The sequence below is a fragment of the Cupriavidus sp. 22TCCZM04-2 genome, from assembly GCF_057798895.1.
Window position 1 is genome coordinate 160,312 of record NZ_JBYOJS010000012.1, and the last position, 24,352, is coordinate 184,663.

Genomic DNA, 24,352 nt, shown 5'->3' on the forward strand with positions numbered 1-24,352 from the left:
TCACCATCGATCGAGCGCCGGCTACACCTGCTCCAGGGGGCGGTGCTGTAGCCGCGCCACATCAGGCAATCTCGCGCTCGGCCGTGTGTGGCACCGCCACCGGCGCGTGCGCGCGCGCATGCTGCACCGCCGGATAGCCAGCCGAAAACACCAGCCGGCCGGCGCACCAGGTATGCGTCACCAGCGGCTGGCCGGCGATGGCCGCCACGGCGATCACGTCGGCGCGCGCGCCCGCCAGCAGCCGGCCGCGGTCGTTCAGCAGGCAGGCATCGGCCGGATTGGACGTGACCAGCGCGAGCGCTTCGTTCAGCGGCAGTTCCGCCTGTTGCGCCGCGGCGAAGGCCGCGGCGATCAGGGTCGATGGCTGGTAATCCGAACAAAGGATATGGCCGACGCCGGCATGGATGGCATCGATCGCGCGCATCGAACCGCTCTGGCTCTGGCCGCGCAACACATTGGGTGCCCCCAGGATCGTCGGCAGCGCTCGATCTGCCGCTGCTTGCGCGGTTTCGACATTGATCGGGAACTCGCTCATGCGCACGCCCAGCGCATGCATGGCGGCAATGCGCTGCGGTGAATCGTCATCGTGGCTGGCGGTCGGGATCTGCAGGCCCTGCGCCCCCGCCAGCAGGCGCTGCACGCGCTCATTGGCGCCTTCGAGCTGCGCGGTTTTCCTTTGCGCGGCGTCGACGGCTTCGTCGCGGCTCATGCCGTGGTTGCCCATCATGTACGACAGGTAGGCGTCCAGCGTCTTGAACTGGCCTTGTCCGGGCGAATGGTCCATGACCGAGAGCAGGTCAACCACGCCTTCCGCCATCAGCGCTTCAAGCACTGGCACGGCGGAGGCATCAGTCACCTCGTAGCGGCAATGGATGCGGTTGTCGACCAGGCTGTGGCGGCGGTACGCAGCGACGGCGCGCACCAGCGTGGAAGCGGTCTCGTTGTTGCGCACGCCGAACTGGTTGCTGGCGAACGACAGCGCGTGGTACGGCGTGGTGATACCGGCCGCTGCATTGCGGCGGTCGACCTGGGCCACGGCAAAGTCCAGCGGGAACATCACGCCAGCGCGTGGCTCGGCTTCTTTCTCGATGGCATCGGAGTGGACGTCGATCAGGCCGGGCATCACGGTGTGGCCATGCAGGTCGACGACCTGTGCGGAGGCGGGCACGGCATGCGGTGCAGGCTCGATGGCGGCAATGCGGCCATGCTCGATCAGCAGCGCGCTGTCATGCAACACGCGGTCGGGCAAGACCAGGGTGGCATGCGTCAGGTAGGTGGAAGACATTTCCAGTTCCAATTCGGGTTCCTGTTTCGGTAGGCAGGCAATTCAGGCGATGGCGGTGGCCGGCTGCAGCGGCAGCAGGCGCGTCGCCACGGCTTCGCGCACGGCGTCGTCGTGGAAGATGCCGATCAGGCAGCGGCCCTCAGCCAGGGCCTCGCGGATCAGGGCCACCACCACGGCGCGGTTGTCGGCGTCGAGCGAGGCCGTCGGCTCGTCGAGCAGCAGGATCGGGTGTCCGCCGATCAGCCCGCGCGCGATGTTAACGCGCTGCTGTTCGCCGCCCGAGAACGTGGCCGGGGGCAGATCCCACAAGCGGCGCGGCAGGTTCAGCTGCTCCAGCAGCGCGGCGGCGCGGGCACGGGCCTCGTCGCGGCCGGTGCCGCGCTGCTGCAGCGGGTCGGCCACGACATCGAGCGCCGCCACGCGCGGGATGGCGCGCAGGAACTGGCTGACATAGCCGATCACGTCGCGGCGCAGCTTCAGGATGACCTGTTCGGGCGCATGGCTGAGCATGACCCACGGCGCGTCCGGCACAGCGGTATCGCGCAGGCGGATCGTGCCTTCGGTGGCCAGGTAGTTGCCATACAGGCAGCGCAGCAGCGTGCTCTTGCCGGTGCCGGACGGCCCGGACAGAACCAGGCATTCGCCGGCTGCCGCATCGAAATCAATGGCGCGCAGCACGGGCAGGCGGATGCCGTCCTGGTTGTGCAGCGTGAACATCTTGCCGAGGCCGCGGACCTCGATCATGGCTTGCTTGGGTTCGGCTTGTGTCATTGTCAGCCCTGCAGGATGGACGAAACCAGCAGCTGCGTGTACGGATGCTGCGGGTCGTCGAGGATCTGGTCGGTCAGGCCTTGTTCCACCACGCGGCCGCCTTGCATGACCAGCGTGCGATGCGCCAGCAGGCGGGCCACGGCCAGGTCGTGCGTGACCAGGATGGCGGCCAGGTCGAGATCGGTCACCAGGCGGCGCAGCAGGTCCAGCAGGCGCGCCTGCACCGAGACATCGAGCGACGCCGTCGGCTCGTCCATGAACACCAGCCGCGGATGCGTGACCAGGTTGCGCGCGATCTGCAGGCGCTGCTGCATGCCGCCCGAGAACGTGGACGGTACGTCGTCCAGGCGCGCCAGGTCGATTTCCATCTTCTCCAGCCATGCACCGGCGATCTCGCGCAGGTCGCCATAGTGGCGTTCGCCGACGGCCATCAGCCGTTCGGCGATATTGGCGCCGGCGCTGACCTGCATGCGCAGCCCGTCTCGCGCATGCTGGCGCACGAAGCCCCAGTCGGTCCGCGCCAGCAGGCGCATGCGCGCGCTGGAAAGCGTGGCCAGGTCGGTCAGGCCGCTTTGGCGCATGTCGTAGCTGACGGTGCCGCGCTGCGGCGGCGCCTGCATCGACAGGGCTTGCAGCAGCGTGCTCTTGCCCGAGCCCGATTCGCCTACCACGCACAGCACTTCGCCGGGGTAGAGATCGAAATTCACGTCGTGGCAGCCATGTACGCCGTCCCAGGTGCGCGTGAGGCCGCGGACGGAAAGCAGTGGCGTGGCGCTCATTGTGCGGCTCCTTCAGCCTGCTGCGCGGCGACGCGGTCGCCGCAATACTCGGTGTCCGAGCACACGAACATGCGCGTGCCAGCGTCATCGGTAATGATCTCGTCGAGGAAGCTGTCGGTCGCGCCGCACTGGGCGCAGCAGTGGCTCCACTTCTCGACCGTGAACGGGTGGTCGACGAAATCGAGGCTCCTGACCGAGGTGTACGGCGGTACCGCATAGACGCGCTTCTCGCGCCCGGCGCCGAACAGCATCAGCGCGGGGCTGCGATCGAGCTTCGGGTTGTCGAACTTGGGAATCGGCGACGGCCGCATCATGTAGCGCTGATTGACGATTACGGGATAGTCGTAGGTCGTGGCGATATGCCCATGATGGGCAATGTCTTCGTACAGCTTGACGTGCATCGAGCCATACTCGGCCAGCGCATGCATGGTGCGGGTCTCGCGCTCGCTCGGTTCCAGCCAGCGCAGCGGCTCGGGAATCGGCACCTGGAACACCATCACCTGGCCCGCGTGCAACGGCGACTCGGGAATACGGTGGCGGGTCTGGATGATGCTGGCCGCGGCCGTGCGCTCGGTGGTCTTCACGCCCGTCACGCGGCCGAAGAAGCGGCGGATATTGATGGCGTTGGTGGTGTCGTCCGAACCCTGGTCGATCACCTTGAGCACGTCCTGCGTGCCGATGATGGCGGCCGTGACCTGGATGCCTCCCGTACCCCAGCCATACGGCAGCGGCATTTCGCGGCTGCCGAACGGCACCTGGTAGCCAGGGATGGCGACGGCCTTGAGCAGCGCGCGGCGCAGCATGCGCTTGGTCGACTCGTCGAGGTAGCCGAAGTTGTAGTGGTCGTCGCGGGCCAGGGTGGCCGGCGCTGCGGTAGCGTTGGTCTGACTCATGCCAGCGTCTCCTCCTGAGGCTGGGTATCGGACGTAGCTGCGGCAGGCACCGCATCGGGCCGGGCCGCTTCCTGCTCCGCGCGCAGCCGGCGCAGCAGTTCCAGGTTGGCCTGGAAGTCCACGTAGTGGGGCAGCTTCAGGTGCTGCACGAAGCCGGAGGCCTCGACGTTGTCGCTGTGGTAGAGCATGAATTCCACGTCATTGGCCGGCGCGTCGGCGGCTTCGCCGAGCTCGCCGGCGCGCATGGCGCGGTCGGCCAGCGCCATCGACATTGCCTTGCGTTCGCCGTAGCCGAACACCAGGCCGTAGCCGCGCGTGAAGCGCGGGGCCTCGCTGGCGTTGCCGGTGAACTGGCTGACCATCTGGCATTCGGTCAGCTCGACTTCGCCGATCGTCACCGCAAAGCCAAGCTCTTCCACGAACAGCTCGACTTCGGCCGTGCCATAGCGGATCTCGGCCGCGAACGGGTGCGAGTTGCCGTAGCCGCGCTGCGTGGAGTAGCCCATCGACAGCAGGAAGCCTTCATCCGCACGTGCCAGGTTCTGCAGCCGCGCGGCGCGGCCCGCCGGCAGCGTCAGCGGTTCGCGGGTCAGGTCGGGCGGGGCCGGGTCGCCGGCAGGGATGGCATCGGCCTCGACCAGTTCATCGGCTTCGAGCAGCGCGGTCACGCGCGGCATGTCGGAGGCCAGCGGTTGGGGCGACGGTGGCAGCGGCGCCGGATCGCGTTCGGCTTCGAGCGAGAAGTCCAGCAGGCGCTGCGTGTAGTCGTAGGTCGGGCCGAGTACCTGTCCGCCCGGAACGTCCTTGAAGGTCGACGAAATCCGGCGTTCCAGGCGCATCTTGCCCGTATCGACCGCCTGCGTGTAGCCGAAGCGCGGCAGCGTGGTGCGGTAGGCGCGCAGCAGGAAGATCGCTTCGATCTGATCCCCAGCGGCTTGCTTGAGCGCCAGCGCGGCCAGGTGCGGATCGTACAGGGAACCCTCGGCCATCACGCGCGACACAGCCAGCGGCATCTGCTCGCGGATCTGCGCCAGCGTCAGCTCGGGCAGCGCGGTGTCGCCACGGCGGTAGGTATCGAGCATCTGGTAGGAATTGAGGATGGCACGTTCGCCCCCTTTGACGGCTACGTACATGTCAGTCCTCCAGTTGCGTGGTGCGGGCCAGCGCGCAGAATTGGTCGCCGCTGGTCAGCAGCAAGTCGACACCCAGCGGGAACGCAGCATGGTTGGCGCCCCATTGCGTGCGGAAGTCCTCGGACAGGCCCGTCACCCGAAGGGCTCGGGAGGTCTCGATGCCAGGGCCGCGCAGCGACAGCGCTTCACCGTCATCAAGCGACGCGACTTCCACGATGAGCGTGGCGGACCGGTCCGGATAGGCGGGCTCGCCCTGCGCGCAAGCGGACAGCGGCGGCTGGGCGTGGCCGGCGGGAACGCAGACAAAGGTGGCGGCGCCCGCGTCGCCAACCAGCGGGCAGCCGCAGTGGAAACGCAGGAAGGCGCGCACCGCGGCGGGCACGCCCGCTGGCAGCCAGACCGGTGTGTCGGCGTCCGCCAGTGTCAGGAGCAGCGCGGCCTGGGCCGGGGATAGGCCTTCCGGCACGCCGCTGGTCACCGCCAACGTCTGCACCGTGCCGGGCCGTGCCATGGCATCCAGCGCGCGGCGGAACACCTGCTGGGCGTCTTCGACCGGGGTGCCGAAGCCGGGCAGCAATGCCGCGCTCGCAGCGGCGGAGGTTGTTTGAAGCGTTTGCATGTCAGTCTTCTCCGCGAACCATGGTGAAAAACTCCACGCGCGTCTGTGCGGCAACGCCCGCGCGCCTGGCCGCGCGCTCGGCGTGAGCCCGGGCGAGCGGCGCGAGCACCACGTCGTGCACGCGCCGGTGCCAGTCGGAGCGCTGGAGCAGGGCGTCCAGCACGGCTGCCTGCTCGGCATGGCGCGTGCCGCGCCCTTGCACGTAGGCAACGCCCGCCGTGCCGCCGTCGGCGCCGCCTTCGAGCACGACGGCGCAGCGCGTCACCGAGATTTCGCCCAGGTTGAATTGCGCACCGGTACCGCCGGCACGGGCGCGCACCATCGCCATGCCGGCTTCCGGCTTGCGCAGCAGCCGGTATGCGGGCAGGGCTCCTTGCGCGGAAAGTTGCGCGTAGGCCGCATCGAGCACATCCGGCGGTGCCAGCGCCAGGACGCGCAGCCACGCAGCGCGGGCTGCGTTGTCATCCGCCGTGGTATCGTGTTTCATCGTCACCCCTATACGTCTATACGTTTAGATGTTATCAGTCTCAACACGGCGACACTAGAACACACGGGTATGAAGCTTTTGTGACGGACCCGCCCAATGCTCGGACCCGAACGTTGCGGGCCGGGGCTGAGGCACAATTGCGGGGATGGAACGGATCGGTGCGGGGAAGTCTTTGCCTCCCTCTAGTGGAATCCGCTCCGGTGAATGCTTGATGACAAAGGGCAAGGCAAGACAATGTCTGATCGAGAAGTCGAACGGGGTTCCGGCGTTGCGGTATGGCGCCAGATTGGCGAGGCGTTGGCGGAAGACATCCGCAACAAGCTCTATGGCCCCGGTGAACAACTGCCGCCGGAGCCGGAGCTGGCCAGCCGCTTCGCGGTCAACCGCCACACCATCCGCCGCGCCATGGGCGAGCTGGAACTGAACGGGCTGGTGCGGATCGAGCAGGGCCGCGGCACCTTCGTGCAGGAACACGCGATCGATTATGCGATCGGGCGCCGCACGCGCTTTTCGCAGAACCTTGCGGCGCAGGGCATGCGCGGCCATATCGAGATCCTGGACAGCCGCGTCATGCGTGCGCCCGACATGGCAAAGAACCTTGGCCTGCCGCGCACGGCGGATATCCTGCATGTACAGATGATCGGCAAGGCGGAAGACCGCACCATCGACGTCGCCGACCATTACTTCGACAACAAGCGCTTTCCCGGCCTGGCCGAGCAAGTGCGCGAGAAGCTGTCGATCTCGCGCGGGCTGGCGCATTTCGGCATTGCCGACTACACGCGCAAATGGTCGCGCATCACCGCATCGATGCCCACCGCGCCCGTTGCGCGGTTGCTCAACCAGCCCAAGACGCGCCCCGTGCTGCAGGTGGAAGCGCTGAACGTCGATATCGACGGCGCGCCACTACAGTACAGCATGACCCGTTTTGCCGGTGACTGGGTGCAGCTCACCGTTTCCGACAACGAATAGCCCATCGAGCCACGCGCATCGGCAGCACCTTCATGACGGCCACGAACGATCCCGACCTGAAGCATTGGTCTAGACATCTGGCTGTCACGTGCCGGCGCTAACGTATCGACCATGCCTATCACTAGCCCATCCACTACGTCCCCGCTTGCGGGGATCACCAGCCGCCGCGTACTCGGCACGGGCGGCATCGTCCCGGCCACGCTGGGGTTCCGCGACGGCTGCGTGGCGCAACAGGTGCCGCAGGCGGGGACTTGCCTCGACGCAGGCGACCTGCTCGTGCTGCCCGGCATCGTCGATCTCCATGGCGATGCCTTCGAGCGTGCCGTGATGCCGCGCCCCGGCGTGAGCTTTCCCTATGCGGGCGCGCTGCTCGACGTCGATCGCCAGTTGCTCGCGCACGGCATCACGACCGAGTTCCACGGCGTGACGCTGTCGTGGGAAGGCGGCCTGCGCGGCGAGGCCTACGCGCTGCGGATGTTCGAAGCGCTGGCCCAACTCGAGCCGGTGCTCGGTGCCTCGCACAAGGTGCACCTGCGTTTCGAGGCCTATCACCTCGATGGCGTCGAAACGGCCCTGGCCTGGATGGAGGCGGGGCGCGTCGGGCTGCTGGCGATCAACGACCACCTGCCAACCATGGCCCGCCGCATCGGCGACGAGCGCAAGGTCCTGCAGTACGCGGAGCGCGCGGAGTGCGACATGGAGACGTTCCGCAATCGTCTGCGCACGGCCAGCCGCCACGCACAGGACGTGCCGGCCGCGATGTCCCGGCTGGTTGCGGCAGCCCGCAGCGCTGGGCTGCCCGTGGCATCGCATGACGACCCGGACCTCGCCACGCGGCAGCACTACCATCGGCAGGGGTGCCACATTGCCGAGTTCCCACTGACGGTCGAGACCGCGCGCCTGGCGCGCCAGCTCGGCGACGATGTCGTGTTCGGCGCGCCCAACGTGGTGCGTGGCACCAGCCACACCGGCGCGCCCAATGCCACGGAAATGGTATCGGCCGGCCTGTGCACGGTGCTCGCGTCCGACTATTACTATCCGGCGCCGCTGCAGGCCGCGTTCCGGCTGGTGCAGCTCGGTGTGGCGGATCTTCCCATCGCCTGGAAGCTGGTCTCGCGCAATCCGGCGCGTGCCGCGGGCCTGCGCGATCGCGGCACGCTGGCCCCGGGCCTGCGCGCCGACGCGATCGTGGTCGATGACCGCCAGCCCAGCCTGCCGCGCGTCGTCGCAACGATCGTTGGCGGCGAGGTCAGGCACGCCGCCATGCCGCTGCCCGTCATCGATATCTCCGATGCCCGGTTCGCCGGCAACGACAGCAAGGCGGCCTGATCATGCAAGCGCATCGCTACGCCATCTACCTCGCCCCCGGCGAACCGTACCGCGCCTTCGGCAGCCAGTGGCTCGGCCGCGACGCCGACACCGGCACCGCGCTGCCTGATCCGGACCGGCCGCAGGCATGGATCGACGCGCCGGCGCACTACGGCCTGCACGCCACCCTGAAGCCGCCGTTCAGGCTGGCCGCGGGCAGGTCGGCACCGATGCTCGACGCCGCGGCCCGCGCCTTTGCCCAGAAGCACGCCGCGTTCGATGCGCCGCTGGTCTTGCGCTCGCTGCGCGGGTTCCTGGCCTGGTGCCTGGACGAGAGCACCGCCGGCGCCCGTGCGACACACGCACTGGCCGATGCCTGCGTACAGGCCTTCGAGCCGTTCCGCGCACCGGCCACTGCCGAGGAACTGGCCCGCCGCAAGCCCGATCAACTCACGCCCGCGCAGCGCCAGATGCTGGAGATATGGGGCTACCCCTATGTCTTCGACACCTTCAAATTCCATATCACGCTGACCGGCATGCTGACGCCGGAGGAGGCCGGCGCCGCGCTTGCCAGGCTGTCCGCCGATTGCCGCACGCTGCTGCAAACGCCGTTGCACGTTGACGGTGTGAGCGTCTTCGTGCAGCCGAAAGCCGGCGAAGACTTCGTCGTCGGCAGGCACTACCGCTTCGACGGCGGCGTAGTGGACGGCGTTGGCGCCGCCTATCTAGAACCATGAGCCCGCCCGTGCGCATCGACGGCAACGGCCTGTTCTACGTGATGGGACCTTCAGGCAGCGGCAAGGATTCGCTGCTGCGCGCGCTGCATTCGCGGCTGGGGCCGGATGACCGGGTGGTCGTGGCCCATCGCTACATCACGCGTGATGCGGACGCCAACGAGGCCTCCGTCTCCCTGACCACTGGCGAGTTCGAGCGCCGGGCCGGCCTGGGCTGCCTGGCGTTGCACTGGCGCAGCCATGGCCTGCACTACGGCATCGGCGTGGAAATCGAGCCGTGGCTGGCGCGGGGCCTGAGGGTCATCGTCAACGGCTCGCGCGAGTACCTGCCGCATGCGGTGGCGCGCTATCCGGCGCTATGCGCCGTCCATGTCCGCGTCGAGCCGGAAGTGCTGGCGGCACGCCTGCGCCAGCGCGGCCGGGAATCGGAAGAGGCGATCGCGCGGCGCCTGGCACGCGCGACGGAAGACTTTGCCGTGCCGGCGCAATGCCGGCTGGTGGAGATTGACAACAGCGGCGCGCTGGCCGATTCGACGGAAGCCTTCGCGCGCCTGGTCGGCGTCTGATTGCGTAACGGCGAGCGCTTATAGCGCGGTACTGAAGCTGATGCCGTGCTCGGTGAACCCGAGGCCGCGATAGAACGCATGGGCGCGCAGGCGCCGCGCGCTCGAGGACAGGGCCAGCTTGCACGCCCCGGCTTCACGCGCCAGCCGCATGGCTTCAAGCATCATGGCCTTGCCGATGCCCGTGCCGCGCATGGCGGGGGCGACCACCACGCCTTCGACGATGGCTTCCGGACGCCCGTCGTGGACCATGACCGGAAACAGCAGAAGGCTGAAGGTGCCCAGCGGCACGCCTTGCGCACTGACCATCAGGTAGCAGCTGTAGAACGGGAACGCCTGCATCGCCGCGAAGCGCTCGCGCAGGGTGGCGAGCGGCAGTTCCGGCTCGTTGTCCATGGTCGCAAGCAGGGCGGCAAGCTGCTGAAGCTCTTCGTCGCTGCCCTGCACCTCGCGCAGCGTCATCGCCGGATCGCTCATGCCGCGGCGCGCGTGCAGCGTGCGGCCATCTCGAGGTAGTAGGCGAGCGAAGGCGTGGGCAAGTCCACCACCTTGGCCAGGTCGTCGTAGCGGCGCAGCCGCACCGCTGCGTCGGCATGCGGGCCCGCGGCGAACGTGGCGGCCTGGGTCGCGTCGTAAGGGCCGCCCTGCAGGGCCAGGCTGTGGACCGACGCCGGCGACAGCGTGCCGAAGTAGCCCGCATCCACCGTGCACAGGTAGCGCTTGGCCGCGACGTGCAAGCGGATCGGCTCGGTTACGGACGCGTCAAAGAGTCCGGCCAGCGCGTCGGCGGCTGCTTCCTGGTGCCGCATGTCGGTGGTGCTGCTTTCGGCCAGCATGAGGTGGCCGACGTCATGCAGCAGCGCGGCGACGATCAGCGGTTCCGGTTCGCCGGCCTGTTCGGCCAGTTGCGCGCATTGCAGCGCGTGCGCGGTCTGGCTGATGGCCTCGCCGCCGTAGTAGGCGGTGCCGTGGCTGGCAAACAGGGATTCAATGCGGGGCAGGGTCAGCATGGAGTTCTGCTAGAGGTCGGACTTGAGTTCGTGAGGTCAGACCAGCACTTTGCGGATCTGCGCCGAGACCACGTCGATCGCGATCACGAACACAATGATAATGACCATCACGGCGCACGTCTGCCCGTACTGGAAGCTGCGGATGATTTCCCATAGCACGGTGCCAATGCCGCCCGCGCCGACGATGCCCACCACCGAAGCCGAACGCACGTTCGACTCGAAGCGGTACAGCGCGAACGACAGCCATAGCGGCAGCACCTGCGGAATCACGCCGTAGACGATCTCTTCGAGCGGCCCCGCACCGGTGGCACGCACGCCTTCGACCGGGCGCGGATCAATGGCCTCGACTGCCTCGGCGAAAAGCTTGGCCAGTACGCCGGTGGTGTGGATCCAGAGCGCCAGCACGCCGGCGAAAGGACCCAGGCCAACGGCCACGATGAACAGCATGGCGAAGACCATCTCATTGATGGCTCGGCACGCGTCCATGAGGCGGCGCGCCGGCTGGTAGACCCATGCCGGCACGATATTGGCCGAGCACAGCAGGCCGAACGGCACGGCCATGAAGACCGCGATGGCCGTGCCCCACACGGCGATCTGCACGGTCACGAGCATTTCGTCCAGGTAGTGGCGCCAGTCGCGGAAATCAGGCGGGAAGAAATCGGCGGCAAACTTTGCCATGTTGCCGGAATCGCGCAACAGGTCCAGCGGACGCATGTCGGCGCCGTTCCAGGACAGGACCAGCATGGCCAGCACGATCGCCCAGATCAGCATCACGGAAAGCGGCGTGCGCGGCGGCCGGGCCTGGCTGTTCGGGGAGGGCGGCTGGGCGCGCTGGGTGGTGGCGGTCATGGGGACAATCCAATGTGGCAAGAAGACGAGACAAGATGCGGCGGCTGGCGGCACGTGCGCGCGCCAGCCGCCAGGGTGGTTACTGCGTGCTGACTGCCTTGTCGAGTTCGGCCAGGCGGCGCGATACGTCGGCAAGCTGCTTCTGCTTGTCGGCGCCGGCCAGCGTGGTGTCGGTCTCGATGCGCGCCTTCTCCTTGGCCAGTTCAATCTGGCGGATCGGCACCAGTTGCGCGTCGCTGGACGGACGGAAGCCCTGGTAGGTCAGTGTGGCCAGCACCTGCTTCTCGCGTGCGGCATCGGTACCCTTGCCGTAGTTGACGAAGAAGGCCTGGATCTTCTTCTTCATGTCGGCCGGCAGGTCCTTGCGGTAGACCAGCGGATCCGCCGGGATCAGCGGGGACTTCCACAACACACGCACCTGGTCATACGCGTTCTTCCCCGTGTTGATGCGGTAGCGCTCGAAGTTCTCGGTGTTGTTGACGGCCACGTCGACCTGCTTGTTCAGCACCGACAGCAGATTGGTTTCGTGGTTGCTGATGCGCACGGCCTTGAACAGCGTCTTCGGCTCGACCTTGTTGGCGGCCCACAGGTAGTAACCCGGCACGGCCGTGCCCGAGGTCGAGTTCGGGTCGCCGGCACCATAGCTCAGCTCCTTGCCGCGCTTGATGACGTCTTCCACGCTCTTGAGGTCGCTGTCCTTGTTGACGATCAGCAGCGACCAGTAGCCCGGGTTGCCGTCCTTGTCGATCACCGAGGCGAAGACTTCGCCGTTGGCGCGGTCCACGGCCTCCATGGCGGATTTGTTGCCGAACCATGCGATCTGCACCTTGTTGAAGCGCATGCCTTCGATGATGCCGGCGTAGTCCGAGGCAAAGAACGGCTTGATGGTGACGCCCAGCGACTTGCCGAGGTCATCGATCAGCGGCTGCCAGGCCGACTTCAGGTTCGACGACGACTCCGTCGAGATAAAGCCGATGTTCAGCGTCTTGGCGTCCTGCGCAAAAGCGGGCATGGCGACCACGCCCGATGCCACCACGGCGAGAAAAGTTCTGCGAAGCATGGGATGACTCCGGTTGGTATTCGATGTGGAGAACGTCTTGGGTACGTCTGGAAAAAGAGCGACGCGCGACCGCCTTCAGGCCGTCGCGAGATTCATGGGCGCCAGCACGGGCGCCGCAACGGGAAAGCTTTCCGGCTCGCGGTCCAGGGTGTCGTGCAGCAGTTCTTCCGCCTCGGTGCCGTACAGATCGCGCAGCATGTGAGGCGTGAGCGCGACGGACGGGCCGTCGTAGACGACCTTGCCATGGCGCAGCGCGACCACGCGCGGGCAATAGCGCATAGCCACGTCGACCTGGTGCAGCGACACCACCACGGCTACCTGGCGCGTGCGGTTGATCTGCGACAGCAACGACATCACGCGGCGCGACGATTCCGGGTCCAGCGAGGCGATCGGCTCGTCGGCCAGGATCACGCGGGCGTTCTGCACCAGCGTGCGGGCGATGGCGGCGCGCTGCTGCTGGCCACCCGAAAGCGTCGAGGCCCGCTGGAACGCATAGTCGTCTATACCAACCTGGGCGAGCGCATCGAGGCCTGCCTGGATTTCGTCGGCCCGGAACAGGCGCAACAGGCTGCGCCACTTCGGCAGGCGCGAGAGCATGCCGACCAGCACATTGGTCATGACCGGCAAGCGCCCGACCAGGTTGAACTGCTGAAACACAAAACCGATTTCCGAGCGCACGCTGCGTACGTTGCGCGCGAGACGTCCCTGGCTCTGGACGGTGCGGCCGTTCACGAGGATCTCGCCGCAGCGCGCATCGCTGGTAACAAAGCCGGCGATGTGGCGCAGCAGCGTAGATTTGCCGGAGCCCGAAGCGCCCAGCAGTGCGACCATTTCGCCGGGCGCGACATGCAGCGTGACATCGTCAAGCGCCTTGCGGTCGGCGCGGAACGACTTGGTCAGGCCGCGCACTTCGATGGCATGCATCATCTGACTCCCTTGCTTGAATGACGTGCGCATTCTGGCTGCCAGCCATGACAGAACGATGACGAATGTCAGGGCTGCCGCAAGGAAAGGGAGAGAAAACGTGTAGTTGAATTTCATCACGCAACAGTCATAATCGCTTTACAGAATCCTCTTCAATCGGGCTTCGATGCAATCGCTGATGCGCGTGACGATTCGTATGATTACCGTGCCGGGCACTCCCGGACAGGCAGCCCTGCACAGGGCTGCGGTTTACCCGACGTCGGAAGACGGCGCGGACCCGCTGATGGTGAGCGACTGGAGCCAGCGCGAACCTGAGGTCTTCCTCGCTGCCCAAACATGGGCGCGAAGCCGCGCCTTCATCATTTCCAATCCGCGCAGCGGCTCTTTCTACGGCGGCCGATACGGGCGCTACTAGCCGTTAGCGCAGGCGCCCTGCTGGCGCCGCCTGGTCATGGTGCCGTCACCGCATGGTGCTATTCAGGCTGCATGCCGTTGCCATGCGATGATTGCCGCCATGCCTGCATTGCCCCCCGAACCGAAGCGCGACTCCCGTCGTCCGTGGCTGCGCCGCGGCATGGCCGGAGCCGCATTGATCGCGCTTTCCACGCTTGCGCTGACCGCGCAATGCCGCCAGGAAGACCTGTGGCTGCCGGGCATGACGCGCGACAGCCTGTGGCAACACGTGCAGGAACGCTGCCTGATGCCGGAACGAGATCGACATGCCGACTGCGCCGTGGTTGACCGCGAACGCGGTCTGGTGCTCTATAAGGACGCCATCGGCCCCAGCCATTACCTTGTGATCCCGGACCATAGGGTGACAGGCGTGGACGATCCGAAGCTGTGGGACGATGACAAGGCCCAGAACCAGTGGGCGTTCGGCTGGGAAGCGCGCAACATCGTCAGCCAGGCCATCGGCAAGCCCGTACCCGACAACCTGGTCGGCCTGGCGGTGAACTCCCGCGCATCGCGCAGCCAGGACCAGCTTCACATCCATCTCGACTGCATCAGCGAGGCCGCGCGCGCGTTTGTTGCCGAGAACGCTGCTAAAGCCGGCGAAGGCTGGGGCGAGTTCCGCTTCCAGGGCAAGCCGGTGCGTGCCATGCTGATCCCGTCATCCGACCACACGCTGCGCTTCAATGCCTTCGAGGCGGTCCGGTCGAGCCTTCGCGAGCCGGCACGCATCGCGGACCGCGGGGTATTCGTCACGTATGTGCCGCGGCGCGATGGCCCGTCCGGCTTCCTGGTGGTGGATCAGCCCGTCGACGGCGCATCGGGCAGCACCGGCCATGCCAGCGATTTCCTGGATCGTGCGTGCCGGCTCGGCCGGACACCGCAATGATGGCGGCAGGGCTGTTCGCTTGCATGTGCCGCCAAGGTCAGACATCGGGATAGTATCGGGTCAAATCCTGCAGAAAAAGGGCCGCGACCCCGGCGCCTTTGTCCTACGCTGGTGAGCATCTCGTCCCGAGAAACTGCGGGGATTTCATGGCGACATCATCACAATTCATCCAGTGCTACGCCCATGCGCCGGAGTCCGCGCCGGATGCCTGGCACTGGAATTGCCCGATTTGCGTCGGCCGCTTCTGCGCCGGGGCCACGCATGCGGTGCGCCGTGGCGTCAGCTTCGCGCTGTATTGCCACCACCACGAACGGCTCCTGATGGCGCGGCCGATGCCCGGTGACCAGATCGAACTGAGCCTGACCGGCCCCTTGCCCGAAAGCGCGGCCATCGAAGCGGTGGCCGCGGCCAACGCCGACGGCCAGCGCGTCGTTTATCAGCAAGATCTCAGGCATTGATGGCGCCCCCGGCAACTGCCACCAAAGGTCGCCTTGCGCACAACATGGTGATATATTACATATCACCATGTAATCCTTGCTTGGTTTGCGCCATGTTCGATCCTTCGCTGCTCGGCCGGATGGCCTTTACGCACGCCATTCCGTCGGACCTGCCATTGCCGCCGGGGCGCCATCGCCTTGGCATCGCCGGCGAACGCGACGCCGTCCTGTACGTGCCCGAAGGCATCCAGGTGGATGCGCCGGTGCCGCTGTGGATCATGTTCCACGGTGCGGGCGGGTTTCCGGAGAAGGTGCTGCCATTTATCGAACCCCATGCGGATGCGCACAAGTTCCTCATCCTCGCGCCGCATTCGACCTTTCCCACGTGGGACATCGTGATTGGCGGCAACGGTCCCGACCTGCAGCAACTGCATCACGCACTGGCGGCGGTCGGGGCGCGTTACCCGATCCGTCGCGACCGGCTCGCGTTTGCCGGTTTTTCGGACGGAGCGAGCTACGCGCTCTCGATCGGCATTACCAATGGCGATATCGCCAGCCACGTGATCGCCTTTTCGGGCGGCTTCATGTCCGTGTTCATGCAGGAGGGCACGCCAAGGGTCTTCATCGCGCATGGATCGGGCGACGAGCAATTGCCCGTGCAGACCAGCGGACGCACCCATGCCACCAGGCTGAAGGCGGCCGGCTACGAGGTCGAATATGTCGAGTTCGACGGCCCGCATGCCATCCAGCCGGCCGTGGTCGGCGAGGCCATCCGCTTCTTCCTGGCATAGCGCACCGTTGCGCGGCCCGGGGGGGTACGACGCTAACGGAGCGCAACCCATGAACTTCGAAATCCCGCAGTCCCTGATCCATCCGCTGCTCGCTATGATCGAGGCCGAATCGCCACTGGCGCGGCAGCTCAGGGAGCACGGCCTCTGCCACGGCAACATGCTGGTGTCGGCGCGCCTGTTCGATGCACAGTCGCTGAGTTCGCTCTATACACTGAGCAAGGCGCAGAACGAGCGCGAACTGCTGTTCCAGATGCTGGCGCTCGACAACATCTACAACGCACCGCAGGCGCGCACCATACCGGGTCTGGAGATGCTGGTGGCCGGGCTGGTCGCCTATCTGTCGCGCGATGCCATCGATGGGTGGCTGTACCAGCGCGGCCGCGATGGCGTGCTGCTGCCGTGGCTGGTCCTGCGCATCCGCCATGTGGAGCCGGAGCAAGGCATGCCGTATGTCGCCATCGACCTGCTGGCAAACACAATGCAGTCCGCCAACTCGGCCCTGACCGATCCGACCCTCCGGAGAGGGGGCATGACGACTTCGATCGTCATCACGCGCGACGAGATCGTCGACCGCACCATTCCCGAATTGCTCGCGGACTTCGGCTTCTTCAAGGAGTGCGCGGAGTTCCGGCAGGAGTACGCGTTGCACGCGCAGCGCTTCTTGCGCTACCAGCGCCGCTTTGGCGCGCAGTTCATCGCGACGGGAGCCGCCTTCACCGTCGAGGGCAAGGGCAACGTCGCGCTGGCGCGCCTTGGCGACGGCGCGGCCGCACGCTGCATCAACGACGAGGAACGGCTCGAACGCCGTTTCGAAGTGGTCTGCGATGCCGAGTTCTGGCGCAGGGCCGGCGTCCCCAGCGGCTTCGAGAAAGTGCCGCTGCACGGCTACGTCCACCTGTTCCACCTGGAGTGGCACCAGAACGTCTGGGTGCATGTCCAGCACCTGACCGAATACCGCTACCGGCCCGAACTGCGCGACAAGCTGGTGCTGCCGGATCACCATCGCGACCTGATCGATATCCTGACCTCGCACATGGACGTGCTGGTTCAGGACTTCGTGCCCGGCAAGTCGGGCGGTACGACCATCCTCTGCCAGGGAGCGCCCGGACTTGGCAAGACACTGACCGCGGAGGTGTATGCGGAAGTCGTAGGCAAGCCGCTGTATCGCGTGCATTCGGGGCAGCTCGGCACGACCGCGGCCTCGGTGGGCGCATCGCTCATGGAAATCCTGCGCCGTGCCATGCGCTGGAATGCGGTGCTCCTGCTCGACGAGGCCGATGTCTATATCCGCCGGCGCGACAATGACCTGGAGCACAACGCCATCGTCGCGGAATTCCTGCGCACGCTGGAGTATTTCAGCGGCCTGCTGTTCATGACCACGAACCGCACCGGCGATGTCGACGACGCCATCCTGTCGCGCTGCATCGCCACGATCCACTACGAGACCCCGAGCCGGGACGATGCTGCGCGCCTGTGGCGCCTGCAGGCCGAGCAGTGCGGCGCGGCGCCGTCCGATGCACTGGTGGAGGCCCTGACCGCTGCCTATCCAAACGCGAGCGGACGCGACATCAAGGAACTGATGAAACTCGCGACGCGCTACGTCAAGGCGAAGCAGATCGCGCTGACTGAAGACGTGTTCCGGCTCTGCGCGCAGTTCCGCGCGATTGAGTAGCCGGGCCGGGCAGTGGCGTGGCCAGGCTCATTACGCCGCGACGGGGGCAATGGGGACCGTGGCGGATTCGAGCGAGGACGGGTCAGGGAAATCAGGCGCAGGTTGCGCCGGCGCAGCGCGCCTGTCGACGACGCTTTCCAGTCCGCTTGAGGCGACATCCTCCATAAATGCGACGATATCGCGGTAGTAAGCCGCCTGCATCTGCGCATTGAGCAGGCGGCGCTCCGACTGGAACAGGGTGAGGCGCATCTGCTGCAGTTCCTTCGCGGCGACCTTTTCCGGACTGGCTCGATGAAATACTGAACGCACGATCTCTTCTCCAGTTTTTTCGTTGTACGGAGATGCGTGCGCGTGTATCCGTGCTGTGGAAAAGTGATTCGCGCAGGCCTCCCAGGGAAATCAGGCTAGTGAAATTCCCCACAAATTGAAATGGTCGCGGGATGTTCGTAATCCGCGCATTGCAGACAGCCCGAACGGCGGGGCTGGCGCGGAAATGTAAGTTCGGGACAGAACGGACGCAAAAAGGGTGCCTTTCCAACGGGCGCACCATGGTCCCCCCGAATCCCTGCAAGGGACGCAAGCCAATGCACGAGCGGCACGGATATTGCTGGCTCAGGGAGATGCTTTCCTCCGACGCCCATGCCACAGACGTTGCCGCGCGCCCTGATGCAGATCCTGCACGACCGCTTTGGCGTGACGCACCTGCGTCCCGGGCAGGCCGACGTCCTTGCCAGTGTGCTGCAGGGCCACGATACGATCGCCATCATGCCGACCGGCAGCGGTAAGTCTCTGTGTTTCCAGTTGCCTGCGCTGTTGCAGCAAGGACTCACCGTGGTCGTTTCACCGCTCATTGCATTGATGCAGGACCAGGCAGGCAAGCTGGATCGCCTGGATCTGCCGCCCGCGGTGGTCAACAGTGCCGTAGGGGATGCCGCGCTGGACAGCCTCGCAAGAGGGCGCGAGCGCATCTTGCTGACGACGCCGGAGCAACTCGAGGACAAGGCCGTCATGGAAGCCGTGCGCCGCAACGACGTCCGCTTGTTCGTGGTGGATGAAGCGCACTGCATCTCGCAATGGGGACACGATTTTCGAACGGCTTATCTTGGGCTGGGCGATGCCGCCATGGCATTGTCGCGACCGACCATCCTGGCGCTTACCGCCACGGCGACAGACGCCGTCGTCAAGGACATCGCCACCCACCTGCGCATGCGCAAGCCCCGCATCGTGCGAGCGCCGCTGTTCCGGCCAAACCTGATCTATTCGGTCGAGCATGTGTCCGGAGAGTCCGAACGGCTGGAGGCCGTACTGCGACAGGTAGCGGCGGGGCGGGGCGCGGGCATCGTCTACACCGCCACCGTCGCGCTGGCGGAGCAGCTTTACGGCGACCTGCAGCAAGCAGGAAAAAGCGTGGCGCTCTATCATGGCCGCCGCACGGCCGCCCAGCGCCGCGAGGCACAGCAGGCGTTCATGGCGGGGCGCGCGGACGTGATGGTCGCGACTAACGCCTTCGGCATGGGCATCGACAAACCCGACGTGCGTTTCATCGTCCATGCGCAGTGTCCGGGTAGCCTCGATGCCTATTACCAGGAGTCCGGGAGAGCCGGGCGCGACGGCGGGACCGCGCGCTGTACGCTGGTTTTCGACGAGAAGGACAAGCGCATCCACCATTTCTTCCTGGCCAACCGCTATCCGGCGGCCTCCGACCTGCGGCAAATGGCCACCGCCTTGCGGGGCACTCCCATGGCCCTGCCGGCAATGCGGACGGCGCTGCCGCAGATTGGCGCCCGCCGATTGCAGGCGGGCATGAGAATGCTGGCGGACTTCGGCGTCGTGAAGCGTGGCCGCGACGGTCGGTTCTCGTTGCGCGACGGCCAGGCCGGGGACATCGAGACCATCGCCGCGCGCTACGACGCGCGCAGCCGCGAAGACCGCGAGACGCTGCAGGCCATGCTCGACTATGCGCATAGCGGGCGTTGTCGCTGGAAGCTGCTGCTGGAGTACTACGACGAAACCGAGGGGCCCGAGCGCTGCGGCACCTGCGATAGTTGCCGGCGCCTCGCAGAGGCCACGGCGCATCAGATCAACGTCGGTCAGACGGTGCCGACCGGCACGACGCCGGCCCCGTTCGCCGAGGGCGACGAGGTGCGCGCGCGGCGCTTCGGTGCGGGCACGGTGGTCGCCGTGTCGGCGGAGTGGGTGGAAGTGCGCTTTCCCGATGACGGCGTGCGCCGCTTCCTGCCGCGGTATCTGCGTCGTGCGGGCCAGCGCCGTGGCACGGCGAGCGTTGCTAACCGGGGAGCCTATCGTGGATAAGTCCGACACAGGCGTGGTTGCCGAAGCAGGGGCCGCAGCCGGAACAAAACCCGACGGCAACGTACCCTGGTACAAGCTCATGGGGCCGGGCCTGGTGACCGGCGCGGCTGACGATGATCCCAGCGGCATCGTTACCTACGCCCAGGCCGGCGCGCAGTTCGGCAATGGCTTGCTCTGGAGCGTGCTGTTGACGCTCCCGCTGATGATCGCCATACAGTTGGTCTGCGCCAGGCTGGGCCGCATTTCCGGGCGGGGCGTCGTGGCCAATATTCGCCGCCATCAGTCCCGACCGCTCGCGTACGGCTTCGTGGTGTTGCTGGTCGTTGCCAACACGCTCAATGTCGGCGCGGACCTGGCGGCCATGGGCGACGCCCTGGCGCTTGTGGCGGGCGGCTCGCGCTGGCTCTACACGGTGGTCTTCGCAGCGGTGTCCCTGGGTCTGCAACTGTTCGTCCCGTACCGGAAGTACGCGAACTATCTCCGATGGCTCAGTCTCTCGCTGCTGGTGTATGTCGCAGCGATGTTCCTGCTCCACATCGACTGGCGCGAAGCCGCCCTGGCAGCGGTATGGCCGCGCTTCGAGTTCTCCGGCAGTTATTTGGCCATAGTCGTTGCCGTGCTGGGCACCACCATCAGCCCCTATCTGTTCGTTTGGCAGGCCGCCAGCGAAGTCGAGGAGATAGGGATGGATGGTGCCGCGTTGCCGCTTCACGATGCGCCCGAGCAGGCCAGCGAGCAGTTCCGTCGCATCAACGTGGACACCATCGCGGGCATGGTCGTGTCCGCGGCCATCGCGCTTTGCATCATGATCACCGCTTCGTATGCCTTGCATCAGGCCGGCGTCCTGGACATCGACAGTTCGGCAGCCGCGGCGAAGGCGCTGGAGCCGGTAGCCGGAAAGTGGGCGGTGCTGCTGTTCAGCCTGGGCATTATCGGAACCGGCCTGCTCGCCGTCCCCGTCCTGGCCGGATCCGTCGGCTATGCGGCCGCCGAGGCGCTGCGCTGGCGACGCAGCCTGGAAGAGAAGCCGCTATCGGCCAGGAGTTTCTACGCGGTGATCGCCATCACGATGCTCATCGGCACCACGCTGTGCTGGTTGCCCATTGAGCCCGCGAAAATGCTGGTGTGGAGTGCGGTCCTGAACGGTGTCGCCGCGGCGCCCGCCATGGTGATGCTTCAGCTGATGTCACGACACAAGGCCGTAGTGGGAGAGTTCCGTACGCCGGTGCTGGTGCATTCGCTCGCGTGGCTCGCCACCGCGCTGATGTGGGCTTCACTGCTGGTGAGCGTGGTGATTGCCTTTTGAGCGGGAGCGGCGCCCCCCTGAAGGCGCGCCGCCCCGGACTGCCGTGCCGTCAGCCGCGCTTGGGAAGCTTCCAGCCGGGCCGGATGAAATGGCAGGTGTAGCCGTTGGGATAACGCTCCAGATAGTCCTGGTGTTCCGGCTCGGCTTCCCAGAACGGGCCCGCGGGCACGACCTCGGTCACAACCTTGCCGGGCCACAGTCCGGACGCATCGACATCGGCAATCGTGTCTTGCGCCACCTGTTTCTGCGCATCGTCGCGATAGAAGATGGCAGACCGATAGCTCGTGCCGATGTCATTGCCCTGGCGGTTCTTCGTGGTCGGATCGTGGATCTGGAAGAAGAACTCCAGGATCTGGCGATAGCTGATCTGCATGGGATCGAAGACGATCTCGATGGCTTCCGCGTGGGTGCCGTGGTGACGGTAGGTGGCGTTCGGCACGTCGCCGCCGGTGTAGCCCACGCGCGTGGCGAGTATGCCCGGATACCGCCGCAGCAGGTCTTGCATGCCCCAGAAGCAGCCGCCTGCCAGGATGGCGATTTCGGATTGTGTGGTCATGGTTGGGTCCTTTGATTCGGTTGCGTTGCCCGCACGCGCCAGGTCGTTCCCCCGGTCGGGCTTGCGCAGAGGTTCTATTCTGGCGGTAGCCGGACAGTAACGCTATCAGGTCAGTGCCCGCGCGGCTTCGGCAATGCGCTCCGCGAGCCGGCTGGCGACGGGCTGGCGGCTGTGCGGCGCCCGCTCGACCAGGCCGACCTCCCGATAAAACGTGTCCGCACCCAGCGGCAGCGCCACGACGCCCGGCGGCCATGGTGCCGCGGCAAACGTGCGCGGGGACAGCCCCACACCCAGCCCGCGCGCCACGAGTTGCACGATACCTTCCAGTTCGTCGAGTTCGACCGCTTCCTGCACCACCACGCGCTGCTGGCGCAGGAACTGGTCGACCAGCCGGCCGCCGAACGAGCCGCGGTCGTAGCGGATGAACGGCGCCGACTGGATGGCGTCGCGCCAGTCGCAGTGGGCCATGGCCGGCGGCACCAGCAGCTCGAACGGCTCGCGCAGCAACGGGCGCCAGTCCAGTTCTGCCGGCAGCGCATAGGGCGGCCGGATCAGCACCGCGATATCGATGTCGCCGGCATCGACCTGGCCCAGCAGGCTCAGCGAGACGCCCGGCACCATGCGCACGCGGCACCCCGGCAGTTCGGCACGAAAGCGGGCGATGGCATCGGGCAGGAAAGTCACTTGCGCCGACGCAATGGCGCCGATGCGCACCATGCCGCCTTGCGCATCGGGTCCCCGGTGGCCGATCCGTTCATACAGCGCGACCAGTTCCTCGGCGAGTCCGAGCGTGTCCCGGCCGGCGGCATTGAGCCGGGCGGAGCGCCCGGTGCGATCGAACAGCGGAAAACCCAATTCGTCTTCCAGCCGGTGGATCTGCGCGCTGACCGCCGATTGGGTCAGCCCGATCCGTGCGCCAGCGCCGGCAAAGGTGCCGTGCCGGGCGACCGCAATAAAGGTGCGTAGTTCTCGCAGCATGCTGATTGATCGATTTTGATGTGACTCAGCGTGAAAATATATCGCTTTTCATCATCATTCGTCATGCATAGACTTGTGCTCTGTGGGCGCCGGCCCGGCCTGGGCCAGCCGCCTTCCAACGTTTCCATCCTTGAGCCCCCGAACCATGAGCGCCACCACTGCCGTCATTCCCCCGTTCCACCTGGCCTTCCCGGTCCACGATCTTGCCAGCGCGCGCGAGTTCTATGGCGCCTTGCTAGGCTGCCCCGAAGGCCGCAGTTCGGACGCGTGGATCGACTTCAACTTCTATGGCCACCAGATCGTGGCGCACCTGTCGCCCGAGGAATGCGGCCACCATGGCACCAGTGCCGTGGACGGCCACGCCGTGCCCGTACGCCATTTCGGCGCCGTGCTGTCGATGGAAGCCTGGCAAGCCGCGGCGGACCGGCTTGCCGCGGCCGGCGTGAAATTCGTCATCGAGCCGCATATCCGCTTCAAGGGCGAGGTCGGCGAGCAGGCCACCATGTTCTTCCTGGATCCGTCGGGCAACGCGCTGGAGCTGAAGGCGTTTGCCGACATGTCCTCGCTGTTCGCGAAGTAAGCCGGCCGCGCGGGGCGCACTCAGGCGGCGAGGGCGGCTTCCTCCACCAGCCGGTCACGCACGAAGCCGAGGAAGGCCCGCACGCCATCGGGCAAGGTCCGCCCGGCCAGGGACTGCAGTTCAATCGCACGGCTTCTCATGCCGCGTTCGCGGATCGTCGCGGCGTGCAGTTCGCCGCGGCGCAGTCGGTCGCCCACCGTCACCCCGCCCGAAATCGACAGCCCGCCGCCGTGCAGCACGAAGCTGGTCAGGGTCTCGAACTGGTTGCTCACCAGCACCGGCTCGAAGGCGATGCCGCGTTCGCCGCAGGCAATGTCGAAGAGCTGGCGCACGGTGTTGTCGCCTTCCGGCAGCGCCAGCGGATACGGCTGCATCTGCGCCAGCGTGAGGCTGCGAAACCGCGCCAGCGGATGATCGGGCCGCATGATGGCAATCACCGGCGCCGCCTGGCGGTGTTCGACCCGGATCCCTTGCTCGGCGGCCCGGCTGTACGTAATGCCGATATCCGCGTCGCCATGCAGCACGATGCCCGTGACCTCCGCCGGCGGGGCCACGCGCACATGGAAGTGCAAGCCCGGATAGCGCTCGCGGAAGTCGGCAATGGCGCGCGGCAGGAACTCGATGGCGAATTCCGCCGAACTGGCCACCCGCACGCGCCCGCGTCGCAACCCCTGCAGCGCGGCGATCTCCGTCACTACCCGATCGGCCTCCAGCGCATTGCGCAGCGCATAGGCGGCCAGCAACTCGCCGGCGGCGCTGGCCACCATGCCGCGCGGACGGCGCTCGAACAGCGGCACGCCCAGCAAGGCTTCCATGGCCGCCACCTGGCGGCTCACCGCGGACACGGTGACGTTGAGCCGGTGCGCCGCGTCGGTCAGCGAACCGGTGCGGACGACTTCCAGGAAATAGCGCAGCGAGGTGTCCTGCAGGCGGTGCGAGAGCATCGGTGATGTTTGGGCCAGGGTGCGATCCAGGTTTGCGTTTTATGCAAGGGTA

Annotated in this window: 28 protein-coding genes; 12 read left to right on the top strand and 16 right to left on the bottom strand. The window is 66.6% G+C overall.

Going from position 1 to position 24,352, the window contains the following annotated elements:
* Positions 1-61: 61 nt before the first annotated feature.
* From AC3FKG_RS18745 to phnG, 7 genes are read right to left on the bottom strand one after another with little or no spacing between them, the layout of a single operon-like run.
* The gene (locus tag AC3FKG_RS18745) at positions 62-1,285 is read right to left on the bottom strand and encodes an alpha-D-ribose 1-methylphosphonate 5-triphosphate diphosphatase (RefSeq protein WP_488743828.1); all 1,224 of its coding nucleotides are present in this window, start codon (positions 1,283-1,285) and stop codon (positions 62-64) included.
* A gap of 42 nt (positions 1,286-1,327) precedes the next feature.
* On the bottom strand, positions 1,328-2,056 hold the full coding sequence (gene phnL / locus AC3FKG_RS18750; RefSeq protein ID WP_488743829.1) for a phosphonate C-P lyase system protein PhnL: 729 nt from the start codon (positions 2,054-2,056) through the stop codon (positions 1,328-1,330).
* Between the two features lie 2 nt (positions 2,057-2,058).
* Positions 2,059-2,835, bottom strand: a complete 777-nt coding sequence (gene phnK / locus AC3FKG_RS18755) for a phosphonate C-P lyase system protein PhnK (protein ID WP_488743830.1) — start codon at positions 2,833-2,835, stop codon at positions 2,059-2,061.
* Positions 2,832-3,728 carry an alpha-D-ribose 1-methylphosphonate 5-phosphate C-P-lyase PhnJ gene (locus AC3FKG_RS18760; RefSeq protein ID WP_488743831.1) on the bottom strand — a complete coding sequence of 299 codons (897 nt, stop codon included), beginning with the start codon at positions 3,726-3,728 and terminating at the stop codon, positions 2,832-2,834. Before AC3FKG_RS18760 ends, phnK begins: the two co-directional genes overlap by 4 nt.
* Entirely contained in the window at positions 3,725-4,861 is a 1,137-nt protein-coding gene (locus AC3FKG_RS18765; protein ID WP_483714301.1) for a carbon-phosphorus lyase complex subunit, read from the bottom strand. Before AC3FKG_RS18765 ends, AC3FKG_RS18760 begins: the two co-directional genes overlap by 4 nt.
* Before the next feature lies 1 nt (position 4,862).
* Entirely contained in the window at positions 4,863-5,480 is a 618-nt protein-coding gene (gene phnH, locus AC3FKG_RS18770) for a phosphonate C-P lyase system protein PhnH (protein ID WP_483714303.1), read from the bottom strand.
* 1 nt (position 5,481) lies between these two features.
* On the bottom strand, positions 5,482-5,967 hold the full coding sequence (gene phnG, locus AC3FKG_RS18775; RefSeq protein ID WP_483714304.1) for a phosphonate C-P lyase system protein PhnG: 486 nt from the start codon (positions 5,965-5,967) through the stop codon (positions 5,482-5,484).
* Positions 5,968-6,201: 234 nt separating this feature from the next.
* Between phnG and phnF the strand changes: the two genes are divergently transcribed.
* From phnF to phnN, 4 genes are all read left to right on the top strand, one after another.
* The gene (gene phnF, locus AC3FKG_RS18780) at positions 6,202-6,936 is read left to right on the top strand and encodes a phosphonate metabolism transcriptional regulator PhnF (RefSeq protein ID WP_488743832.1); all 735 of its coding nucleotides are present in this window, start codon (positions 6,202-6,204) and stop codon (positions 6,934-6,936) included.
* A gap of 111 nt (positions 6,937-7,047) precedes the next feature.
* The gene (locus AC3FKG_RS18785) at positions 7,048-8,265 is read left to right on the top strand and encodes an alpha-D-ribose 1-methylphosphonate 5-triphosphate diphosphatase (protein WP_488743833.1); all 1,218 of its coding nucleotides are present in this window, start codon (positions 7,048-7,050) and stop codon (positions 8,263-8,265) included.
* Positions 8,262-8,981 (top strand): DUF1045 domain-containing protein, encoded by a 720-nt coding sequence (locus AC3FKG_RS18790; protein ID WP_488743851.1) that lies wholly within the window; start codon positions 8,262-8,264, stop codon positions 8,979-8,981. The genes AC3FKG_RS18785 and AC3FKG_RS18790 overlap by 4 nt, the downstream gene beginning before the upstream one ends.
* Positions 8,978-9,544 carry a phosphonate metabolism protein/1,5-bisphosphokinase (PRPP-forming) PhnN gene (phnN, locus tag AC3FKG_RS18795; protein WP_483714308.1) on the top strand — a complete coding sequence of 189 codons (567 nt, stop codon included), beginning with the start codon at positions 8,978-8,980 and terminating at the stop codon, positions 9,542-9,544. The genes AC3FKG_RS18790 and phnN overlap by 4 nt, the downstream gene beginning before the upstream one ends.
* 18 nt (positions 9,545-9,562) lie before the next feature.
* On the opposite strand, the gene AC3FKG_RS18800 is transcribed toward phnN, so the two are convergent.
* The 5 genes from AC3FKG_RS18800 to phnC form a co-directional block, all read right to left on the bottom strand.
* Positions 9,563-10,018, bottom strand: a complete 456-nt coding sequence (locus AC3FKG_RS18800; protein WP_488743834.1) for a GNAT family N-acetyltransferase — start codon at positions 10,016-10,018, stop codon at positions 9,563-9,565.
* Complete coding sequence (locus tag AC3FKG_RS18805) at positions 10,015-10,551, bottom strand: phosphonate degradation HD-domain oxygenase (protein WP_488743835.1); 537 nt, start codon at positions 10,549-10,551, stop codon at positions 10,015-10,017. Before AC3FKG_RS18805 ends, AC3FKG_RS18800 begins: the two co-directional genes overlap by 4 nt.
* Positions 10,552-10,587: 36 nt before the next feature.
* Entirely contained in the window at positions 10,588-11,400 is an 813-nt protein-coding gene (gene phnE, locus AC3FKG_RS18810; RefSeq protein WP_483714311.1) for a phosphonate ABC transporter, permease protein PhnE, read from the bottom strand.
* 79 nt (positions 11,401-11,479) lie between these two features.
* Positions 11,480-12,460, bottom strand: coding sequence for a phosphonate ABC transporter substrate-binding protein (gene phnD, locus AC3FKG_RS18815; RefSeq protein ID WP_483714312.1), 981 nt, complete (start codon positions 12,458-12,460; stop codon positions 11,480-11,482).
* Between the two features lie 75 nt (positions 12,461-12,535).
* A complete protein-coding gene (gene phnC, locus AC3FKG_RS18820; RefSeq protein ID WP_488743836.1) occupies positions 12,536-13,387 on the bottom strand; it encodes a phosphonate ABC transporter ATP-binding protein in 852 nt (283 codons plus the stop codon).
* Positions 13,388-13,550: 163 nt separating this feature from the next.
* On the opposite strand from phnC, the gene AC3FKG_RS18825 reads away from it, so the two are divergent.
* From AC3FKG_RS18825 to AC3FKG_RS18845, 5 genes are all read left to right on the top strand, one after another.
* On the top strand, positions 13,551-13,799 hold the full coding sequence (locus AC3FKG_RS18825) for a CDP-diacylglycerol pyrophosphatase (RefSeq protein ID WP_483714314.1): 249 nt from the start codon (positions 13,551-13,553) through the stop codon (positions 13,797-13,799).
* Positions 13,800-13,898: 99 nt separating this feature from the next.
* Complete coding sequence (locus tag AC3FKG_RS18830) at positions 13,899-14,723, top strand: CDP-diacylglycerol diphosphatase (RefSeq protein WP_483714315.1); 825 nt, start codon at positions 13,899-13,901, stop codon at positions 14,721-14,723.
* Positions 14,724-14,869: 146 nt separating this feature from the next.
* Positions 14,870-15,181 (top strand): hypothetical protein, encoded by a 312-nt coding sequence (locus AC3FKG_RS18835; RefSeq protein WP_488743837.1) that lies wholly within the window; start codon positions 14,870-14,872, stop codon positions 15,179-15,181.
* 92 nt (positions 15,182-15,273) lie between these two features.
* Positions 15,274-15,951 (top strand): alpha/beta hydrolase, encoded by a 678-nt coding sequence (locus AC3FKG_RS18840; protein ID WP_488743838.1) that lies wholly within the window; start codon positions 15,274-15,276, stop codon positions 15,949-15,951.
* Positions 15,952-16,000: 49 nt separating this feature from the next.
* On the top strand, positions 16,001-17,623 hold the full coding sequence (locus AC3FKG_RS18845) for an AAA family ATPase (RefSeq protein ID WP_483714320.1): 1,623 nt from the start codon (positions 16,001-16,003) through the stop codon (positions 17,621-17,623).
* A gap of 30 nt (positions 17,624-17,653) precedes the next feature.
* Here AC3FKG_RS18845 and AC3FKG_RS18850 read toward each other — a convergent pair whose 3' ends face one another.
* Positions 17,654-17,872: a hypothetical protein gene (locus AC3FKG_RS18850; protein ID WP_483714321.1), complete on the bottom strand. Its 219-nt coding sequence runs from the start codon at positions 17,870-17,872 to the stop codon at positions 17,654-17,656.
* 390 nt (positions 17,873-18,262) lie between these two features.
* On the opposite strand from AC3FKG_RS18850, the gene AC3FKG_RS18855 reads away from it, so the two are divergent.
* Positions 18,263-19,936 carry a RecQ family ATP-dependent DNA helicase gene (locus tag AC3FKG_RS18855; RefSeq protein ID WP_488743839.1) on the top strand — a complete coding sequence of 558 codons (1,674 nt, stop codon included), beginning with the start codon at positions 18,263-18,265 and terminating at the stop codon, positions 19,934-19,936.
* Positions 19,929-21,242: an Nramp family divalent metal transporter gene (locus tag AC3FKG_RS18860; RefSeq protein WP_483714323.1), complete on the top strand. Its 1,314-nt coding sequence runs from the start codon at positions 19,929-19,931 to the stop codon at positions 21,240-21,242. The genes AC3FKG_RS18855 and AC3FKG_RS18860 overlap by 8 nt, the downstream gene beginning before the upstream one ends.
* Before the next feature lie 49 nt (positions 21,243-21,291).
* On the opposite strand, the gene msrA is transcribed toward AC3FKG_RS18860, so the two are convergent.
* Both msrA and AC3FKG_RS18870 read right to left on the bottom strand, forming a co-directional pair.
* Complete coding sequence (gene msrA, locus AC3FKG_RS18865; protein WP_483714324.1) at positions 21,292-21,798, bottom strand: peptide-methionine (S)-S-oxide reductase MsrA; 507 nt, start codon at positions 21,796-21,798, stop codon at positions 21,292-21,294.
* A gap of 105 nt (positions 21,799-21,903) precedes the next feature.
* A complete protein-coding gene (locus AC3FKG_RS18870; RefSeq protein WP_488743840.1) occupies positions 21,904-22,776 on the bottom strand; it encodes a LysR family transcriptional regulator in 873 nt (290 codons plus the stop codon).
* Between the two features lie 145 nt (positions 22,777-22,921).
* Here AC3FKG_RS18870 and AC3FKG_RS18875 point away from each other — a divergent pair, with 145 nt between their 5' ends.
* Positions 22,922-23,356, top strand: a complete 435-nt coding sequence (locus AC3FKG_RS18875) for a VOC family protein (protein WP_483714326.1) — start codon at positions 22,922-22,924, stop codon at positions 23,354-23,356.
* Positions 23,357-23,376: 20 nt separating this feature from the next.
* Here AC3FKG_RS18875 and AC3FKG_RS18880 read toward each other — a convergent pair whose 3' ends face one another.
* Positions 23,377-24,300 carry a LysR family transcriptional regulator gene (locus AC3FKG_RS18880; RefSeq protein WP_488743841.1) on the bottom strand — a complete coding sequence of 308 codons (924 nt, stop codon included), beginning with the start codon at positions 24,298-24,300 and terminating at the stop codon, positions 23,377-23,379.
* Between the last annotated feature and the right edge of the window lie 52 nt (positions 24,301-24,352).

Coding starts and splice junctions, on each gene's coding strand:
- phnK (WP_488743830.1), bottom strand. CDS start 2,835: ATGAGCGCCACGCCACTGCTTTCCGTCCGCGGCCTCACGCGCACCTGG.
- phnF (WP_488743832.1), top strand. CDS start 6,202: ATGTCTGATCGAGAAGTCGAACGGGGTTCCGGCGTTGCGGTATGGCGC.
- AC3FKG_RS18840 (WP_488743838.1), top strand. CDS start 15,274: ATGTTCGATCCTTCGCTGCTCGGCCGGATGGCCTTTACGCACGCCATT.
- AC3FKG_RS18805 (WP_488743835.1), bottom strand. CDS start 10,551: ATGCTGACCCTGCCCCGCATTGAATCCCTGTTTGCCAGCCACGGCACC.
- AC3FKG_RS18800 (WP_488743834.1), bottom strand. CDS start 10,018: ATGAGCGATCCGGCGATGACGCTGCGCGAGGTGCAGGGCAGCGACGAA.
- AC3FKG_RS18760 (WP_488743831.1), bottom strand. CDS start 3,728: ATGAGTCAGACCAACGCTACCGCAGCGCCGGCCACCCTGGCCCGCGAC.
- AC3FKG_RS18830 (WP_483714315.1), top strand. CDS start 13,899: ATGCCTGCATTGCCCCCCGAACCGAAGCGCGACTCCCGTCGTCCGTGG.
- AC3FKG_RS18870 (WP_488743840.1), bottom strand. CDS start 22,776: ATGCTGCGAGAACTACGCACCTTTATTGCGGTCGCCCGGCACGGCACC.
- AC3FKG_RS18855 (WP_488743839.1), top strand. CDS start 18,263: ATGCCACAGACGTTGCCGCGCGCCCTGATGCAGATCCTGCACGACCGC.
- msrA (WP_483714324.1), bottom strand. CDS start 21,798: ATGACCACACAATCCGAAATCGCCATCCTGGCAGGCGGCTGCTTCTGG.
- AC3FKG_RS18745 (WP_488743828.1), bottom strand. CDS start 1,285: ATGTCTTCCACCTACCTGACGCATGCCACCCTGGTCTTGCCCGACCGC.
- phnH (WP_483714303.1), bottom strand. CDS start 5,480: ATGCAAACGCTTCAAACAACCTCCGCCGCTGCGAGCGCGGCATTGCTG.
- AC3FKG_RS18765 (WP_483714301.1), bottom strand. CDS start 4,861: ATGTACGTAGCCGTCAAAGGGGGCGAACGTGCCATCCTCAATTCCTAC.
- AC3FKG_RS18785 (WP_488743833.1), top strand. CDS start 7,048: ATGCCTATCACTAGCCCATCCACTACGTCCCCGCTTGCGGGGATCACC.
- phnG (WP_483714304.1), bottom strand. CDS start 5,967: ATGAAACACGATACCACGGCGGATGACAACGCAGCCCGCGCTGCGTGG.
- phnL (WP_488743829.1), bottom strand. CDS start 2,056: ATGACACAAGCCGAACCCAAGCAAGCCATGATCGAGGTCCGCGGCCTC.
- phnE (WP_483714311.1), bottom strand. CDS start 11,400: ATGACCGCCACCACCCAGCGCGCCCAGCCGCCCTCCCCGAACAGCCAG.
- AC3FKG_RS18875 (WP_483714326.1), top strand. CDS start 22,922: ATGAGCGCCACCACTGCCGTCATTCCCCCGTTCCACCTGGCCTTCCCG.
- phnD (WP_483714312.1), bottom strand. CDS start 12,460: ATGCTTCGCAGAACTTTTCTCGCCGTGGTGGCATCGGGCGTGGTCGCC.
- AC3FKG_RS18845 (WP_483714320.1), top strand. CDS start 16,001: ATGAACTTCGAAATCCCGCAGTCCCTGATCCATCCGCTGCTCGCTATG.
- AC3FKG_RS18880 (WP_488743841.1), bottom strand. CDS start 24,300: ATGCTCTCGCACCGCCTGCAGGACACCTCGCTGCGCTATTTCCTGGAA.
- phnC (WP_488743836.1), bottom strand. CDS start 13,387: ATGATGCATGCCATCGAAGTGCGCGGCCTGACCAAGTCGTTCCGCGCC.
- AC3FKG_RS18825 (WP_483714314.1), top strand. CDS start 13,551: ATGCAATCGCTGATGCGCGTGACGATTCGTATGATTACCGTGCCGGGC.
- AC3FKG_RS18835 (WP_488743837.1), top strand. CDS start 14,870: ATGGCGACATCATCACAATTCATCCAGTGCTACGCCCATGCGCCGGAG.
- phnN (WP_483714308.1), top strand. CDS start 8,978: ATGAGCCCGCCCGTGCGCATCGACGGCAACGGCCTGTTCTACGTGATG.
- AC3FKG_RS18850 (WP_483714321.1), bottom strand. CDS start 17,872: ATGCGCCTCACCCTGTTCCAGTCGGAGCGCCGCCTGCTCAATGCGCAG.